Origin of the sequence: Bacillus sp. FSL W8-0102 (assembly GCF_038007225.1) — a bacterium.
Classification (GTDB): Bacteria; Bacillota; Bacilli; order Bacillales; family DSM-4216; genus Bacillus_O; species Bacillus_O smithii.
This window is the reverse complement of the sequence record NZ_JBBOWT010000001.1, coordinates 2469212-2487026: the sequence shown is the minus strand read 5'-3', so window position 1 is coordinate 2487026 and position 17815 is coordinate 2469212. Positions and strand designations below refer to the sequence as shown.

General features: G+C 40.3%; 17 protein-coding genes and 2 pseudogenes. 11 read left to right on the top strand and 8 right to left on the bottom strand.

What is annotated here, in order from left to right; translation table 11 throughout:
• The first annotated feature begins 18 nt into the window (after nucleotides 1–18).
• Nucleotides 19–1011: a magnesium/cobalt transporter CorA gene (gene corA, locus N1I87_RS11905; RefSeq protein ID WP_270583471.1), complete on the top strand. Its 993-nt coding sequence runs from the start codon at nucleotides 19–21 to the stop codon at nucleotides 1009–1011.
• A gap of 61 nt (nucleotides 1012–1072) precedes the next feature.
• Nucleotides 1073–1978, top strand: coding sequence for a chemotaxis protein (locus tag N1I87_RS11900; RefSeq protein ID WP_270583472.1), 906 nt, complete (start codon nucleotides 1073–1075; stop codon nucleotides 1976–1978).
• A 343-nt stretch (nucleotides 1979–2321) separates the two neighbouring features.
• Here N1I87_RS11900 and N1I87_RS11895 read toward each other — a convergent pair whose 3' ends face one another.
• Nucleotides 2322–2789 carry a YkyB family protein gene (locus tag N1I87_RS11895; protein ID WP_341101924.1) on the bottom strand — a complete coding sequence of 156 codons (468 nt, stop codon included), beginning with the start codon at nucleotides 2787–2789 and terminating at the stop codon, nucleotides 2322–2324.
• 427 nt (nucleotides 2790–3216) lie between these two features.
• Between N1I87_RS11895 and N1I87_RS11890 the strand changes: the two are divergent.
• Nucleotides 3217–4140 (top strand): annotated as a pseudogene (locus N1I87_RS11890) (aminotransferase class I/II-fold pyridoxal phosphate-dependent enzyme); the annotation flags it as partial.
• 66 nt (nucleotides 4141–4206) lie between these two features.
• On the opposite strand, the gene N1I87_RS11885 reads toward N1I87_RS11890, so the two are convergent.
• Nucleotides 4207–5388, bottom strand: coding sequence for an IS701 family transposase (locus N1I87_RS11885; RefSeq protein WP_040037972.1), 1182 nt, complete (start codon nucleotides 5386–5388; stop codon nucleotides 4207–4209).
• Nucleotides 5389–5513: 125 nt separating this feature from the next.
• Between N1I87_RS11885 and N1I87_RS11880 the strand changes: the two are divergent.
• The 3 genes and pseudogenes from N1I87_RS11880 to bioC all read left to right on the top strand — a co-directional run.
• Nucleotides 5514–5768, top strand: a pseudogene (locus tag N1I87_RS11880) (aminotransferase class I/II-fold pyridoxal phosphate-dependent enzyme); the annotation flags it as partial.
• Nucleotides 5765–6490 carry an alpha/beta fold hydrolase gene (locus N1I87_RS11875; protein WP_003354378.1) on the top strand — a complete coding sequence of 242 codons (726 nt, stop codon included), beginning with the start codon at nucleotides 5765–5767 and terminating at the stop codon, nucleotides 6488–6490. The pseudogene N1I87_RS11880 and the gene N1I87_RS11875, both read left to right, overlap by 4 nt.
• Entirely contained in the window at nucleotides 6487–7308 is an 822-nt protein-coding gene (bioC, locus tag N1I87_RS11870) for a malonyl-ACP O-methyltransferase BioC (RefSeq protein ID WP_341101920.1), read from the top strand. Before N1I87_RS11875 ends, bioC begins: the two co-directional genes overlap by 4 nt.
• A gap of 145 nt (nucleotides 7309–7453) precedes the next feature.
• Here bioC and ssuD read toward each other — a convergent pair whose 3' ends face one another.
• The 5 genes from ssuD to ssuE form a co-directional block, all read right to left on the bottom strand.
• A complete protein-coding gene (gene ssuD / locus N1I87_RS11865; RefSeq protein ID WP_341101916.1) occupies nucleotides 7454–8593 on the bottom strand; it encodes an FMNH2-dependent alkanesulfonate monooxygenase in 1140 nt (379 codons plus the stop codon).
• Nucleotides 8594–8654: 61 nt separating this feature from the next.
• Nucleotides 8655–9500 (bottom strand): ABC transporter permease, encoded by an 846-nt coding sequence (locus tag N1I87_RS11860; RefSeq protein WP_445285716.1) that lies wholly within the window; start codon nucleotides 9498–9500, stop codon nucleotides 8655–8657.
• A gap of 26 nt (nucleotides 9501–9526) precedes the next feature.
• The gene (locus N1I87_RS11855; RefSeq protein WP_328201902.1) at nucleotides 9527–10516 is read right to left on the bottom strand and encodes an aliphatic sulfonate ABC transporter substrate-binding protein; all 990 of its coding nucleotides are present in this window, start codon (nucleotides 10514–10516) and stop codon (nucleotides 9527–9529) included.
• A 30-nt stretch (nucleotides 10517–10546) separates the two neighbouring features.
• Nucleotides 10547–11302: an ABC transporter ATP-binding protein gene (locus N1I87_RS11850; protein ID WP_048623053.1), complete on the bottom strand. Its 756-nt coding sequence runs from the start codon at nucleotides 11300–11302 to the stop codon at nucleotides 10547–10549.
• Between the two features lie 192 nt (nucleotides 11303–11494).
• Nucleotides 11495–11989 (bottom strand): NADPH-dependent FMN reductase, encoded by a 495-nt coding sequence (ssuE, locus tag N1I87_RS11845; protein WP_341101910.1) that lies wholly within the window; start codon nucleotides 11987–11989, stop codon nucleotides 11495–11497.
• A gap of 469 nt (nucleotides 11990–12458) precedes the next feature.
• On the opposite strand from ssuE, the gene N1I87_RS11840 reads away from it, so the two are divergent.
• Nucleotides 12459–13817: a YeiH family protein gene (locus N1I87_RS11840; protein WP_341101908.1), complete on the top strand. Its 1359-nt coding sequence runs from the start codon at nucleotides 12459–12461 to the stop codon at nucleotides 13815–13817.
• Nucleotides 13818–13898: 81 nt separating this feature from the next.
• Complete coding sequence (locus N1I87_RS11835) at nucleotides 13899–14267, top strand: hypothetical protein (RefSeq protein WP_341101906.1); 369 nt, start codon at nucleotides 13899–13901, stop codon at nucleotides 14265–14267.
• Nucleotides 14268–14349: 82 nt separating this feature from the next.
• Here the strand turns inward: N1I87_RS11835 and N1I87_RS11830 are convergent, their stop codons facing one another.
• Entirely contained in the window at nucleotides 14350–15216 is an 867-nt protein-coding gene (locus N1I87_RS11830; protein ID WP_445285715.1) for a metallophosphoesterase, read from the bottom strand.
• 283 nt (nucleotides 15217–15499) lie between these two features.
• On the opposite strand from N1I87_RS11830, the gene N1I87_RS11825 reads away from it, so the two are divergent.
• The 3 genes from N1I87_RS11825 to N1I87_RS11815 all read left to right on the top strand — a co-directional run bounded on the left by N1I87_RS11825 (nucleotide 15500) and on the right by N1I87_RS11815 (nucleotide 17623).
• On the top strand, nucleotides 15500–15715 hold the full coding sequence (locus N1I87_RS11825) for a hypothetical protein (RefSeq protein ID WP_340404812.1): 216 nt from the start codon (nucleotides 15500–15502) through the stop codon (nucleotides 15713–15715).
• A 384-nt stretch (nucleotides 15716–16099) separates the two neighbouring features.
• Nucleotides 16100–17311: an EAL domain-containing protein gene (locus N1I87_RS11820; RefSeq protein ID WP_341101900.1), complete on the top strand. Its 1212-nt coding sequence runs from the start codon at nucleotides 16100–16102 to the stop codon at nucleotides 17309–17311.
• A gap of 72 nt (nucleotides 17312–17383) precedes the next feature.
• On the top strand, nucleotides 17384–17623 hold the full coding sequence (locus N1I87_RS11815) for a hypothetical protein (protein WP_003354389.1): 240 nt from the start codon (nucleotides 17384–17386) through the stop codon (nucleotides 17621–17623).
• Nucleotides 17624–17815 lie beyond the last annotated feature (192 nt).

Here is a 17815-nt window from a genome sequence, read left to right as displayed (position 1 = left end):
GCGGTTGAATGAGAGATTATGATCAGAACATGCGCTGTTGATAAAGATAACCAAATCGTATATGATGTTCCGCTTCGTGATCTTAACAATGAACATACGGTTTGGTATTGGGTGGATTTTTCGGAGCCAACCGATCAGGAAAATTCCCTTTTACGTGATTTTTTTCATTTCCATCCATTGGCTGTGGAGGACTGTTTAGACGAATTGATTGAAAGGCCCAAAGTGGATTTCTACAAAAATTATTTATTTTTTCTTTTGCACTCCATCCAGCAAACAACTTTGGCTACAGACGAAGTAGAAGTGTTTATGAACAGCCATATGCTTGTCACCTATCATAAACAGCCGAACAGGGCCATTAATAACTCGTGGGTGCGTATAAAAAAAGAAGAAGGTTTGAAAAAGGGTCCGATTTTTGTTCTCCACAGTATTATTGACCAGATCGTAGACGATTATTTTCAGCCTGTCTTCCATATTGAAGATGCCCTCAACCAAATCGAAGAAAACAGCGATAGAGAGGCTGTTAATGAATTGCTGGATAAAATATTTGATATCCGCCACGACATGTCCAAGCTCCGGCGCTCCATTTTGCCGATGAGAGATCTTCTTTACAGGCTTTTAAATTCAGAAAATGTCTCATTTATTGAAGATCAGCGATTTTATTTTCATGATATTTATGACCATTTGTTGAAGTTATCAGAAATGCTGGAATCCTATCGGGAATTTTCTGCCGATATCCGTGATAACTATATGTCTTTTAATTCCAATAAGACCAATAACATTATGATGACGCTGACGATTATTACGACGATTTTTATGCCGTTAACCTTTATCGTAGGAATATATGGAATGAATTTTGATTATATGCCGGAACTTCATATTAAATACGCTTATTATATGGTGTTAATAGGGATGGCATGTATAGCCTTCTTTATGTTTTTGGTTTTTGTCAAAATTGGATGGCTGAAAATCGGGAATAAAAAAAATCGACGGAATCGTCATAGTTCAAAATAGATAGTCTTTTTTGCCTATCATTTTCATGGTATAGTTAAGGTAATTGGGAGGGGTTGCCACTATGGACAAAAATACGACAGTTCTGTTAGAAAGTGGGACAAATGAACTGGAAATCGTAGAGTTTGAAGTGAACGGAAACAAATACGGCATTAATGTGATAAAAGTGAGAGAAATTATATTGCCGGTTCCCGTCACGTTTATACCTCATTCACATCCTCATGTTGAAGGAATTATCGAATTGCGCGGGGAAATACTGCCGGTAATCGACATGATGAGAGTGCTAGGGTTTGAAAACTCTCGGCCGAAAGAGAATGATAAATTCATCGTAACGGAGTTTAACCGCCAAAAAGCTGTTTTCCGTGTCAACAACGTTTCTAAAATCCACCGGATTTCATGGCAAAGCATTGAAAAGCCTTCCGAAATTTATCAAGGGAAAAGCAGTGAAATCATCGGCGTCATTAAAATGAACGGAGAAATGCTTTTGCTTTTGGATTTTGAAAAAATAATGGTCGATATTAACCCGACTTCCGGTATTCAAGTCGAACAAGTGAAAAAACTTGGTAAACGGGAGAGATCGAACAAGAAAATAATCGTGGCGGAAGATTCGCCGCTGTTGAGAAAATTATTGGAAGAGACGTTGGGAGAAGCGGGATATGTAAATATTGATTTCTTTGAAAATGGTCAAGAGGCTCTTTCCTACTTGGAATCTCTCATAGAAGAAGAATCTGATATTGCAGAAAAAGTACAATTGGTGATTACCGATATCGAGATGCCGCAAATGGACGGACATCATTTGACCAAGCGGATAAAAGATAATCCAAGTCTGAAAAAGCTGCCTGTCATTATTTTTTCCTCATTGATCACCAATGAATTACGGCACAAAGGAGAAATGGTGGGAGCTGATGAACAAGTCAGCAAACCAGAAATCAATGAATTGATCAAAAAAATTGACGAGTATATTTTATAGCGATAAGGCACCGAGTGAGGTGCTTTTTTGTTATTCCGGACATAAAAATGTGTAACGGATCGCCGATTCACTTTTACGGTGAAACTTTAGAGAGTGCTTTCAATAAAAAGGAATCGTCTCAATCGAATGAATTTGAACGGTATGGCAAAAGGGGTGAGAATATCGGTCCATAAAGTGCCGTGATTGGAATGAAAGGGTGGATGGGAGGCTCACAAACAATGCAGTAATTTATGTGAACTATTTGATGGCGTAAAACTCCAGCCGACAATCGTACGTTAAGCGGCTGGAGCGTGCGAACCCGCAAAACGGGTCAAAGGTCCAACCTCTTTAGTTGATGTGGCCATTAGGAAAAAAATGACTCTCCTAGAGGTTTAAAAACGGGTTTTCGATATTTTTTTCGTCCGCCTGACGGACGTGTTTCATTTTCTTCAAAACCAGTATAATTCTGAAGCAATTTTTTCGCTTGGAACAGGCTCATATGACATTTTGGATTATGAGTATGCTGGTCAAGATGACCTAAATGCGGCAAAAGTTGAAAGTCATCTTTAGAGGCAGGTATATGAAATGAGTATTCTCCACATGTTACGAGCACATCAGACTGTTGCTGACTGTATTTAGGATTTTGAGAAAAGTGCAGCCCTACTTTTTTAGCTTTTCCTTCTTGAATCATTTTCAGCAACGCTTTCTTTTTCAGTGAATATAAGTATTTTGGATTGGTGGCTGTTTTAGCATGGCGATTCACCGTAAATATTGCTTTTGAGAGGTTCGTAGTTGTAGGAGGAAGCGAGGGCAATTCATTTTGGCTGTTCAACGTGATAACTCCTTTCGAAGCATTTTTACCATATTATATCCTTTTTTAGGCCTGATGGAAAGGGGAAGGAAAAAGATAAAGAAAGTTTTTTCATAAAAATGGAATAAAAACTCTCTTATGGGAGTTCAATTTTATATTTTTTAATTTTTCTGAAACGGCTAAACCGATAAAACTAAAAGGGGATATCCATTTTTTCTCTGTATATTCCAAATATTATAAACTCCTTTTTGTTCGATGAGAAGATTGGTTTTTAACTCATCATACATGCTCCAATCTCTGTTCTTTATCAACATAAGGACCAGGCATTGCCGCTTGCCGCGAAAGAAGATCGTTTTTAGATTGTCTAAAATTTTCCGTTATGATACGATTATCTCAAAAATGTTAACTTTTTATAAAATTAGTTAACAAAAGAGGTGAGATATTTTTCATGTACTTATGGGAGAAACAAATGAAAGAGGAACTGCGGCAGATAGAGGATAAAAAGCAAAAACGCCATTTGCATTCTATTGATTTTCTGAAGAACTCATACGTTTTGAAAGATGGTCGCAGGCTTCTTAATTTTTCATCGAACAATTATCTTGGATTGGCTGGCGATGATCGGCTCATTCAAGCAAGCGTGCGCGCTGCCCAGCAATACGGTGCCGGATCGACAGCTTCTCGATTAATGGTTGGCAACTATTCACTTTATGAAAAAGTCGAATCGGAATTAGCGAAGTGGAAAGGGACAAAAGCCGCACTTATTTTCAACAGCGGGTATACAGCCAATGTTGGCATTATTTCTGCACTCGTCGGTCGCCATGATATCGTCTTCAGCGATAAATGGAATCACGCCAGCATCATCGATGGAACGATTCTTAGCCGAGCGGAAATGAAACGGTATCAACATCAAGATCTTGATCATTTAGAATCTCTTTTAAAAAAAGCGCCCGTTCATAAGAAAAAACTGATCGTTACTGATTCTGTTTTCAGTATGGATGGGGATATTGCTCCATTAAAAGGGCTCGTTGAATTAAAAGAAAAATACGGGGCTATTTTGATGGTCGATGAAGCTCATAGCAGTGGTATTTACGGAGAAAGAGGAGAAGGGCTCCTTCATTTATTAGGTATTGAACAGCAGGTAGATGTTCAAATGGGGACTTTCAGCAAAGCTCTGGGGTCTTTTGGAGCTTACGCAACCGGAAAACAATGGATCATCGACTATTTCATCAATAAAGTGAGAAGCTTTATTTTTACCACCGCATTGCCGCCTGCTGCATTGGGATCGATCCTTGCAGCGATTTCCATTGTCCAACAAGAGACGATACGCCGGAAAAAGTTGCAAGAGAATAGTTATTATTTTCGAAAAAAACTATATGACTGTAGTTGAGCAATTTTAATTACAATAATTACCATGTAAAAGAGACAAACAGGGTACCCCTTATGCCACGTGGAGCTGTTTTTTCACGGTATCAATGGGAATATTTTGTTTCGCTGCACGGTAAATGAACTCCACGAGGCTATGTCCTTTTCTCTTGCGCAGAAGATCGAGCCCATCAGAAAAATCGCTGTTCGACTCGAACATGCTGTACACGTAAGCAAGCTGCACCAAGATCCAGTAGCGTTTCACCGCCCGACGTCCGCGAACGCGGTATCCATCGAGTTTCAGCTGGTCTTTCGCTTGACGGAAAAAACATTCGATCGACCAACGCTGGGCATAGTAGCGCAAGATCTCTTCATCGCTTAGATCCCGGTCGGTGCTCAAGACGCAGTGAAGATGTTCCGATGTCATCGGCTGATCGGCTTTCCAAGCGAGCAGCACCACGGCATCATCGAGACCTTTGAGAGAGCCTTCGTAGCGATAAACCCGATAACGCTCTTCTCCCACCGTGACGAGGTGAGTGTCTTTCGGTTCGATGTAGCGGGCAAACTCCCTCACCTGAACCGCAATGCCTTTTGGATAAAGAAGCCGATTGGCCTTGAGCATTGCGATTACGTGGAATCCCTTTTTCAGACAAGCTTCCACGAGCGTTTGCGATGGATACCAAGAGTCCATCAGCACATAAACAGGACGGTGTACATCCAAAGAAGAAAGCATCTCGATCGCGAGTTCCCCCTTGCTTTTCCCAGCCGCCTTGTCGTAGAGGCGGAACGCAAAGGGAAAAGCCTGGGTCATCGTATGAACCATGAGCCAAACGAGAGAATGTCCCCAGATCGACTTTTTCTCTGTGTGAGAATAGTGCCAATCACACCCTTGAATGGCGTGCGTTGCCTGTGACGAAGGCTTGGTTTTTTGGCAAATCGTATCATCGATCGAAACAAAAAGGGGTTGATTCTCCTGTTTGGCGATGCGTTCGACACGACGAAGCATCCACTGTTGAAGTTTGCGAAGCAGCGTCTCTTCATCCCAAGGGCTTTTCGTGAAAAAATGGCTGAGTGTCGTGCGGTGGTTCGGATGAAAGCTCCAATGATGAAGATCGGTCAATGTTCCCGCAAATCCTTTGGTGGTCAGCGCATCCACGATATGAACGAGATGCTTCATGACAGGTTTTGAAAAATAAAGTGCCAACCCCAACATCGTGAAAAACTTGTGGATTCCTTGATGATGTGCTAATCTATTCATGAGACATGAACCTCCTTGTGAATAGTTTTGGTGACACATCTATTCTAATCAAGGAATCGGGTTCATGTCTCTTTTTTTGTTTGGTTGTAAATTTATGTTAGCGAATTTGCTCATCTATAGTATATGAAATAGGTTTTGATATCGGTACAAGCGAGACACAAATCGTTCCGATCATGATCGGTTCCAATGAGTTAACGGTTCTCTTTAGTAAGAAATTGGAAGAGAAAGGTGTTGCTGCTGTCGCCATTCGGCCTCCTACGGTTCCGGAGGGGACAGCACGAATCCGTTTCTCCCTTATGTCGACATTCACAAAAGAGGAACTAGATTGGACGCTTGAGCAAGTGGCCGCCGTTGGAAAAGAATTGGGGGTGGTTTCGTGAAACATCAGCATTCTCTAGTCTTCCTTCCGGGATGGGGAATGAAAGGAACGATTTGGGGTCCTCTTGAAGAAAGGCTAAAATCGACTTTTGCCATCTATAAAGTGGAATGGGATGGGATTGATAAAGCAGCTGATTTTAAACGAAAAGCGCTTCAGTTCATAGAGGAAAAAGGTCTTTCTTCTTTTGTTCCCGTGGGCTGGTCGCTTGGAGCGTTGATCGCTCTTGAACTTGCTTTTTCTGTTCCCGAAAAAATCGAGCGCATAGTTCTCATCAGCGGTACGAGTCGGTTTATTCAAGGAGATCGTTATCACGCTGGATGGAATAGACGGATAGTGGAACGAATGAAAAGGCAATTGATTCGTAATCGCGGACAAACGATTTCTACTTTTATAAACTCGTTGCTTTATGAAGACGAAAAAGGGAAGGAGATCGATTTCATCGATCACTTTCATTGTGATAAACCAAATAGTTTAGAAGCAGGCCTTGACTATTTAATGTCAGCAGATGTTCGTTTTGCTGTGAGAGATCTCTCGGCTCCATTATTGCTCATTCATGGGGAAAAAGATGCAATATGCCCGCTATCCGCTGCAGAAGACATTGTGGAACAGACAAGTGGCAAGGCGCTTCTCTATAAATTGCCGAAAACCGGACATGCTCCTTTTTTAACGAAAACGGACGAATGTGCACAGTTGATTCAATTATTTGCAGGAGGAGAACAATGATCGATAAACCGTTGCTGAAAAAACGATTTAGTGACCATGCCAAAACGTATGATCAATTTGCAAGCGTGCAGAAAAAAATGGGGACTCAGTTATTGAAGCAGTTGGATGGGAAAGAAAGTGAATTCGCTCCGATCCATATTCTGGAGATTGGCTGTGGTACAGGATATTTGACAAAGAAACTGTCGCAACAATTTCCCGAAGCAACGATAACCGCAATTGACTTTGCACCGGGAATGATCGAAATCGCGAAACAGCGGATCAACGATGAACGGGTACATTTTCTCTGCGGTGATATTGAGGAAATGGGGCTAAAAGAACGGTATGATCTTATCATCTCCAATGCAACCTTTCAATGGCTGAATGATATGGAGAATACTCTGATTCGTCTTAGCCATTCGTTAAAGAATAATGGAAGGATTCTTTTTTCAACATTTGGAGCCGAAACATTCCATGAACTTCACACTTCTTTTTCTCGAGCGTTGCAAAAATGGCAAATCTATACGAATGCCAGACTTGGGCAGCCGTTTTACTCATTAAAGGAATTATTAGAATTATGCGATCGTACGATTCGATTGGTTCATCCACATTCGAACATCGTCGGAATAGAGACCATTGAAAAAGAACGATTCCTTTCTGTGAGAGACTTTTTCACTTCTTTGAAAAAAATAGGGGCCACGAATAGCAATCAAGGGCCATTTTTCCAACGACCTTCGATATTAAAAGAAATGATAAAAATCTATGAGCGTGATTTTCAAGAAAATGGCTTTATAACAGCTACTTATCATTGCTTATTCATAGAAGTTGCGTTAAAACGATGATTTGATAGAGGGGAAAGAGGTTTAAAATCACATACTCAGATCCTTTATCTCTGTCATTTTTGTTCTGTTTTCATTCTATCTGATGGCTTTTTCGAAAACGAACACCTCCTGCCGCTTATACGGACAGGAGGTGACCCTTACTTTGTTATACTTTGATAAATTTCGGCGATATATTATTTCCGATAATTTCACCGTAATGAAAGAATTCATTTTCATTATTTTGTTGTTCCCAAGGCAACAATGGAAATAACAATTCAGCCACCCGATACGCTTCTTCCAAATGGGGGTATCCGGATAATATAAAACGATTAAATCCTGCTTGTTGATATTCCAACATTCTTTTTGCAACTGTTTCGGGATCCCCTACTAAGGCTGTGCCGGCGCCTCCTCTTACTAATCCGATCCCCGCCCAAAGATTAGGGCTTATTTCTAATGATTGTCTGCTTTTGTTTGCCCCGCGATGCAAAACACTCATTCGTTTCTGTCCGACCGAGTCATACCGTGAAAGGACTTGATCTGCTGTTTGAACGGCTTTTTCATCGACATAGTGTATCAGTTTGTCTGCCGCTTCCCATGCTTCTTTATCCGTTTCCCGCACAATTACATGCAATCGGATGCCAAACTCAACTGTTCTGCCTTGTTCTTCTGCCAATTTCTTGACTTCTTCGATTTTCTTGGCCGCTTGCTCTGGTGGTTCTCCCCACGTTAAATATACATCGGCGTGTTTAGCCGCCACTTTTTTTCCGGCATCAGACGATCCACCAAAAAAGACAGGCGGATATGGTTTTTGTACGGGTGGAAAAAGAAGTTCGCCACTATCAATCTTTAGATGTTGTCCGTCAAACGTGACCGTTTCGCCTTTTAATAATTTTTCCCAGATCGTTAAAAATTCATCTGTCGCTTCGTATCTTTGATCATGACTTATGAACAGTCCGTCTCCGGCTAATTCTACCGGATCGCCTCCGGCTACGACGTTTATCAACAATCGACCTTTGGAAATTCTATCAAGCGTAGCCGTCATTCTGGCCGCGAGTGTTGGGGACATTAATCCCGGCCTTACGGCAACAAGAAATTTCAATCGTTCGGTTTCGACGGCTAGTGATGAAGCCAACAACCAAGGATCTTCGCACGATTTACCCGTCGGAATCAGCACTCCTTTATATCCCAGCTGATCGGCAGCTTGAGCAATTTGTTTGAAATAATGATAAGTTCCTGCACGTCCGCCTTTTGTCGTTCCCAAATACCTTCCATCGCCGTGAGAAGGAATAAACCAAAATATTTCCATGTTTTTCACTCCTTTAAATGAACGATTATGGATGATGCATCTTAAATAAGCCCATTTCAACTTATACTTCACCTTTGTAAGTGTCTTGCCATTTCAGAAAATGCTTTTCCATCAGCCTGACCAATGAATCTGTTAATTTTCCGACAATGGCAAAAATGATGATGCCGACAAATACGATATCCGTGTTGCTAAATTGTCTGGCGTCCATCATCATATAGCCAAGGCCCGCCGTAGAACCCATCAGTTCCGCTACGACTAGTGAGAGCCAAGCGGCTCCTAGCGATAAACGGATTCCCAACAATATATTGGGAAGAGCGGAAGGCACGATCAGCAGCTTGATTTGCTTCCATTTGCTGAATTCAAGTATGCGCGCTACTTCAAAAAGCTTTGCGTCCACTTTACGAATGCCTAAAAAGGTATTGACGTATAGAGGAAAAAATGCGCCTAATCCGATTAATAAAATTTTCGATTCCTCTCCCAAGCCAAACCACAGAATGAATAGCGGGGTAATCGCCAAATGCGGAATAGTCCGCACCATTTGTAAAGTTGGATCTAATAAACTTTCGGATTTTGCCGATAGTCCTACCAGAGTTCCCAAAGCCAATCCCAATCCGCCGCCAATGACAAATCCGCATGCGGCTCGAATAATGCTCACTTTCATATTGGTGAACAAAACCCCGGAGACGGCTAAATTTTTAGCCGCCAAAATAATTTCCCACGGTGTCGGCAATACGGTTTTCGTCACCCATCCGAGAGACCCTATTAATTGCCAAATGATAATGATGATAACAGGGAGTATTAATCCGGAAAGTAATCTATACCTTCTTCTTTTTCCGGAAGATTGCGAAATAGATTTCCATTTCTTCTCAGATTGACGTGGCGTGGAGACCGGTATTTCAGCTGTCATTCCTGCTTTGCTCATTTTTTATTCACCTACTTTTTGTTTGATAGTGCTTGATTGATATATTGATTATCTACTACTTTGCTTGTATCGATTTTTTTCTGGATGATATGTTTCTTGTATTGAAAATCAGCCGTTTCTTGCTGAGCATGAATAATCTTGCTAGAGATCGGCAGGTTGGTGGATGGATTGTTTTTCAATGCGCTGGCCACAACCTTTTTATCTAAATTCTTCGCCTTGGCATAGATCGCAACGGCTTCGTTGAAATGCTGTTTTTCCCAAAGCCGTGCCTGTTCATACACTTTCAAGAACTTCACTGTTAAATCCGGATGTTCTTCTGCAAATTGGGAACGTACGAGCATAAAACTCGGCGAAAAACTGTTTAATTGCTTTTCGGTCGTTAAAATCCTAGCATCATGTTTTAATGTTTCATAAGATATAAAAGGCTCCCAAATCGACCAAGCATCTACCTTTTTTGCATTGAAAGCCGACTGTGCTTCATCCGGTTGAAGCTGGATGATTTGCACATCGGAATCTTTTAATCCTGCTTTCTGTAAAGCCAGGTATAATAAATTAAATCCGCTGCTTCCTTTGGCGACAGCAATTTTTTTGCCTTTTAAATCTTTAAGGGTTTTAATCGAGCTTCCTTTCGGTACAAGTATCGCATCCGATTTTAATCCTAATCGGGTATTGGAAATTTCTTTAAAACCGATATCGGCGGCTTGTGCTGAAATAACAGGAGAATTGCCCACTCCCGCAAAATCAAGATGGTTGGAAGAAATGGCCTCTATTTGCGGCGGGCCGCTTTGAAATTCAGTCCATTTCACTTGAACATGGTCTTTTTGGAAAGCTTTTTCAAACAGCTTTTTTTCTTTTGCTAAAAGGAGAGGGCCGACATCTTGTTGAATACCTATATTGATCGTAGTATTTTTTTGATCTGCACTTTCGCTTGCTTGGCTGTTGCCGCATCCGGCTATTATCCAAATAATTCCGAAAATAAAGAATAGATATGCCTTTTTCATAAACTTCCTCCTTGACTGCTGTGACAGACATTATTTTGATAATGAAAAATGATTGACTGTTTCAAATTCTTGCATGACGGTTTGTCTCATTTTTTGAAATGATGAATCTGTTCTTTGGCGAGGAAATGGCAAGTCAACGGGAATCTCGCGGTGCACCGTTCCCGGTTTTGATTTCATGACGACGACTCTATTCCCAAGATAGACCGATTCATCCAAATCATGCGTCACTAAAATCATAGTCTTTTTTGTTTTTGCCCATATTTGTAAAAGGACATCTTGCAAATGTTGCCTTGTAAATGCATCCAAGGCGCCAAATGGTTCATCTAACAATAAAACGACCGGATCTCTCAATAAAGCTCGTGCGATGGCTACCCGCTGTGACATGCCTCCTGACAATTCCTTTGGATAGGCTTTTTCAAACCCTTTTAATCGAACGATGTCGATTAATTCATGTACTTTTTCGCGAATAGCAGGATCCTTTAAAGAAAGATCAGCGGCAATATTTTCTTCGACTGTCAGCCATGGAAACAAGCGATGTTCTTGAAAAACAAAACCTTGGGCAACACTTGGCTTTTTAACAGCCTGTTGGCCGAGGAAAACATCTCCGTTGTAATTCGTATCCAGCCCGGCGATAATCTTCAGCAGTGTGCTTTTGCCACAACCGCTTGGACCGATCACCGTAATAAACTCACCGTTTTTTATATTCAAATAAACATCATGCAGCACTTGCACACTTCCTTGATTCGTTTTAAATGACTTGTCTTTTATATTGATTTTTATATCCATTTTTGTTCCTCCAAGCTTCGGCTTTCCTTTAACTTAAGATCAAACAGACGTAAAAAGCGATGACCTCGCTTTCGAATCGTGATACGTTGTGATCACGAAACGAACAGGATGAATTCGCAAGGAAAGATTGCGTTTATTCGCTTTTGACATGAACAAAAGATCTATTTTTATCCATCTCCGCAATAAATTGCTCTATTTGTTTTGGATACGTTGTAAAATGTCTATGTTTCGGACATACGGTGCGGAAGTTTTATCCACATGTTTATCCAACAAATAAACCCCTTGCAATAATTCGCCTTTCAAAGCGGATAATAATGGTTTTAAAGCATACTCGATGGCGAGCATATGATGGCTGCTTCCGCCTACCATGACGGGCAGAACCGGTGTCCCTTTGAACGAATCTTCCGGAAATAGATCAATTAATGCTTTTAACACGCCCGTATAGGATCCCTTGTAGACAGGCGATCCAATGACGATTCCATCGGCGTTTTGAAAATCATTGACAATCGAAGTGATTTGTGGATCGTCAAAACGTGCATTGAATATCGTCTCAGGCTCAACATCTCTTACAGACACCTTTTTTACATTACATCCACGATAAGCTAACAAATCACTGATTTGCTGCAATACAAGCGCTGTGTGTGAATAAGTTGTCGGGCTTCCTGATAAAACGATAATCTGCTTCAATTCTTTTTCACACCCTTTCTATTTGAAAATTGCAAAAAAAAATAATAATCAAAATTTATGATTGCTCTCATTCTAATGCCATGTATTCATACCTGTCAACTATGAATTTTATTTTTGTTTATTCTGAATTTTATGTTGATTTTATTGCGCGGACATGTTATTTTGATGAATAAATCCACCATTGTCTTTTATCTTTTTCCAAAAGCGGAAGGAGCTTTCCGATAAAAAGTGCAAGAATATACCATTTAGCGTATTCATAAGTCCTTCTTTCTAAAAAACGAAGACTTATTTATTGGGAAAACGAGGGAAGTGATGTGCAAAGCGAAATGTTCTTTTTTTAGTCTTTAATCATAGTAAACATATCGGCATAATTGAATTATGGTGCGGTGGAAAGAAAAATTTTGGCGTTTCAAAGACAAACAATGTTTTAAATGAACATCCAATTCAATATAGAAAGGGGTTGTTGATGATGCTGGGGACAAACTTGAATGAAAAAAAGGCATTGCCGACGGTTCAAAGGGGCTGGGCTGAATTGATCCGAAAGGAAGACTGGTGGGCCGTGTGGATCGGACTTTTTCTGGTTGTGATAGCTATATTCTTTTGGTTGGCAGGGTCTTCCATTAAAGTATTAACAGCCCAAATTCCAAAATGGGGAGACATTCATACTTTAACGACTGCGTTAAGTCAACATTTCGGTTCCATCATTCTGTTGTTGGCCATTTATATTGTTTTATTTTCGATCGCTGCATTCTTTTTGCAAGTAAAAACGAGTCACTTTATTTCCGGATTTATCGTTTTATTTATACTCAGCGTTTTAATCAATATTTTTAGTTCTTGGGAATGGGCGCAGCAATATAATTTGGAAGCTCCTCTTGTTGCACTTGCTTTAGGGCTTATTATCGGCAACTTAATACCTATTCCCGAATGGTTTGGAACGGCGCTCAGGACGGAACTTTACGTGAAAGTGGGGATTGTGTTTCTTGGGGCAACGCTTCCTTTCACACTGATCATAAAGGCTGGTCCTGTTGCCTTTCTCCAGGCAACGATCATTGCTGTGGCAACATTCCTTGTCATTTATTTCGTGGGAACCAGATGGCTGGGATTGGATAAACGATTTGCGGCCACATTAGGTGCAGGGGGTTCCATTTGCGGTGTTTCGGCTTCGATTGCCGTAGGAAGTTCCATAAAAGCAAAAAAAGAACATGTTTCCGTCTCGATTTCACTTGTTGTGATTTGGGCAGTATTTATGATTTTTGCTCTTTCGCTTATTATCAAATGGCTTGGATTACCAGCAGGACAAGCGGGAGCGTGGATTGGAACATCAGAATTTGCAGATGCGGCGGGAATAACGGCCGCCAGCTCATTCGGCGATAAAGCGCTCGTAGCCTTTACACTCATGAAGGTCATCGGCCGTGATATTTTTATAGGGGTTTGGTGCTTCATACTTACGTTCATTTCAATCACTTGGTGGGAAAAGCGAAAAGAAGGTGCAAAAGCGGATACGTCTGAAATATGGCGCCGATTTCCTAAGTTTGTGATTGGTTTTTTCAGCGCCTCAGCCATCCTGACCATCCTTTTGGCCGGCTCTTCGGCCGTTCAGGCAGATGTGATTAATACAGAGATTATTGCACCAATCAAAGAACTGAGAACATGGGCTTTTACTTTTTGTTTCCTGTCGATTGGATTGACAACTCGTTTCAAAGAATTAACATCGGTTGGTTGGAAACCGCTTGCCGCCTTCAGTGCAGGGGTCGTGGTGAACGTCGTTTTGGGATATATTTTGTCTATTCTTGTCTTTGGCTCTTATTGGGCGAATTTATCATCATAAAGAAAAAAGGCCTATGTACAGTTCAACTTTCATAGACCTTTTTTCTGCTGATCAACACGAATATTAAAGGAGTACTGTTGAATGAATAAAAATCAACTAATTTGTAATCAAAAAATCTGTTTTATTTTCGAAATTTGGGATCGACAGATTTGGTTTCCGCGCAAAATAAAACCTCTTAAAAGACCATCCCGTTTTCACCCAGTGAATTCACGACATGTGAGAGAATTGAAGGATCGTTTATCGCTTCGATTGGAGAAGATTGCTTGCATGATGGACATTTTGCACGAAGCGCATGATCATTGGATGATTTACGAAAAAAAGAACCAAATCATTATGGAAACCGATACTTTTGATTTTAGTGAAGCTCTCGATATCTTGTCCAGACACGGTTTCACCAATGGCGATTATAATTTGAAAGTGGAATACGAACGAAAATGGGGAATGCTGTGATTCTTTTCCGTTTTACGAAACTCGGAAGAAAAGTATAAACAAAAATGTCTTTCAACGAACTAAACAGCGAGATTCCAAATTTTCAAGGAACTGATTTCAAAACGATTTTTGTAATCTCGGGAACGGCGAAAAAACGATATGGAAGACGGGTGGTGCCTAATCCGCGATTCACATAAAGTGTGAGTCTGTGGTGTTTTGTCAGTTCATAGCGTCCTTCTGGATATTTTGTTCCAAAGGGTGGGGTAATCAATGCCCCGATGAAAGGCAGTTTGATTTGTCCGCCATGGCTATGACCGCTCAATTGTAGTTGAATAGGAAAAAGAGAAGCCTCATCCGCTAAATCAGGTGCATGAGATAATAAAATCGTAAATTGATTTTCTGGGATTTTTTTGATCGTTTCATAAAGATTCGGTGATCCGAGCATAGCATCGTCAATTCCAGCGATGTAGATGCGTTGTTGGTTAATCATAGTGATTTTTCTGCTTTCATTGCGGAGAATTTGAAAGCTCGATTTTTCCATGATGTTTTTATAAATTTCTGTTCCATAGCCTCCGTGATCGTGATTGCCGTAAACGGCGAACTTTCCAAAAGGGGCTTTGATTTTCCCAAGAATGTCAGGGAGAACATGCTTTTTTGGAAACTGACCAGGGTGGTCTAACAAATCGCCTGTAAAGAATACAATGTCAGGTTGCAAAGAGTTGATGATGGCGACATGTTTTTGCAATTGATTCAAAGTATATTGAAATCCAATATGAGTATCGCTGAATAGAACGATCGACATTCCGTCAAATGACGGAGGAATGAGAGGATGGTAAAATTCTTCCACATGGATATCCAGCCGTTTCGGTTCTATATAATGTGCGTAGGCCAGTCCTCCGCCGGACAACCCTAGAAAAGCCAAAAAAGTGCCTGCCATCTTTTGGAGAAACATTCTTCTCGATATTCTTATGTTCACGTTGATCCACACCTATTCTTGTCATGGGGGATACCCACTTATAAAAAGTGGGTTGGCGTTTTTTCTTTTCAAGAAACGGGAAATTTCATGATGCAGCAGCAAGTGCTGTCATTCCTAAACACGAATCATTTGCTTTCTAGTAAACTGATTCAAAAAGTTTCTGTTATTATTCTATGGACTTGCAATCAAATGTATTGCTTATTTTCGATTCAAGTGTTACTTTTTGAATAGATGAAGCTGCACAATAAAAGATGGCAGCTTAAAGGAGGCTGCAGCCGTGCAAAAAGAAAATCGGTTTGAAATGTTTTTCCTTCCTTCTAAAAAAGGAATGATACGGGTGTTTATCTATGGATTTGATGCTCCCGGAAGCTGGGGACAGGTGTTCGCCCAGTATCATGACTATACCATCAATATGAAAGGGTATAATAAAAAGAAGACGATCATTCAAACATTAAATAAATTAAATGAAAGATTAATAAATGAAAACCTCTAAATTCCGCTTCGGCGGAATTTTTCTCTTATCGGCGTTTTTTTATAAATAATGAAAAAGGACGAGGATCATTGGGGGTCATTCTGGCGGGAACCCGCTTTTTTTCATATAATATAATTGAGATTTTTAAATTTTTTGTTAAGAGAAAGTTCGTAAGAAACGGATGATTGGTAGAATTAGCGAACTTTTGAATGATTCGACAACCTCAAGTATTTTGAATCGAGCGATTTTTCCGGCTAATAAAGCAGAATATAGCACATTTTTGAAACGGGACAAGGAATTTTTCCCTATGTTCATACTTTTGCTGAATATGCGCCTAGGAAAAGCCGTTTGGCCTGTTACAAATAAAAGACGGAAACAAGATTTTTTGCTGATGGGGGCTTGTTTATGGACGCATTGGAAATTATGGCGAATTTAGATAGAGTAGTTCCTTACTTTCAACCGATCTTTAGCGCAGATGAACATAGCATCATTGGGTACGAGGTGTTGGGAAGATATTTAGGGGAAAATGGACCGGTAAGTTTAGGAGATTTCTTTGAAGATGAGGAAGTGCCGGATGAATTTCGGTTAGAGGCGGATAATCACATCTTAAGGCAGGCGCTCAATCGTTTTATGGAGGAAGAAGCGGAAGGACATCTGTTTATCAACAGGGACGCGCATTTACTGATGATGGACAAAGAAGAAGAATTTCTCAATATATTGCTCGGGTACAAAGAAACAGGTCTTGATCTACATAAAATTGTGCTTGAGATTTCGGAAAAAAAATATACGAGTGATCTTGAACATCTTTTACAATACTATAAAACATTTGGCATACAAATTGCGATTGATCATATTGGGGAAGAGAATGTCAATATTCATAAGTTTACCGGTTCTTATCCGGATATATTAAAAGTCAGCTTGCAAGCTCTTCGACATGATGCAGGAAACCGGGCATACAAAGACATTCTTCACTCTTTGTCGATATTAGCAAGAAAAATCGGCGCTTCTCTGCTTTTTGAAAAAATTGAAATCGAATTTCAGCTTCAATATGCGTGGAAACATGGAGGCCGGTATTATCAAGGCTGCTACTTGCAAGAGCCGATACCCGGTTTTTTGCCTTGCGATGTTCTTAAGGAGAAATTGAGGAGAAAATTCCAAGAATTTATTCTTCATGAAAAGCGCATGCTGGAAAAAGTATATCTTCAGGCAGAATCCATACAAAACGATTTGCAAACACTTTTGCCGAAATTAAGGAAACAAACGGATTCGAGGATTGAACTGCTCAAAGAACTGGCTGCTTATTTTGATCCGATGTGTTTTCGTTTCTACATATGTGATGAAAACGGATTCGAAGTGACGCCGAACTTGTTGAAAAAGGATGGGGAGTGGATTGTACAGCCGGAGTATTTAAATAAAAACTGGAGCTGGCGTCCCTACTTTCTGGAAAACATTCTCCGCATGCGCAAAAACCGTACCGGTTTATTATCAGATTTGTATTCTGATCTTGAAACGGGGGAAATAATCCGCACGTTCTCCTATCCAGTCAATGATCATGAATATTTATTTATGGACATTACGTACGATTATTTATACGAGCATGATGGTCTTCTTTATTAAAATAGGTTCGAATAGCTCATTCAGCACCTGGACATATTAACTATACACAATATAAGGCTAGAGGTGCTGAATATGAGTTTTTTTATGTGGATTTTAACATTGGCGGGCGTTGTAGTGGTTTCCGGATCTCTTTTATACACGATTCTGATCATACAAGAGCAAAAACTGAAACGAACATACGATTCTGCGATCCCAAAAGCTGTTCAAGATCATCCCTATATTCGAAACCCTGTTATATGGACCGTAGTGATCGGAACAGGTCTTGTGCTTTTTTATATATTTTATGAGGCGGTCATTTATGGTTATTTATAGAAGGACCAGACCTCGTTCAGAATCATGAATAAAGAAAACGGGCCATTGTGACTAGTGGATGGAAAATCATGTAGACAATATCAGAACATGTTATTCTTTACATCTATTTCTTCAATAGGAAAAAAGGAAAGTTTTCGCTCGGATCGATTCTATCTTTGCTTATCTTGTATTTCTTTTGCAAGATGTGTTTCC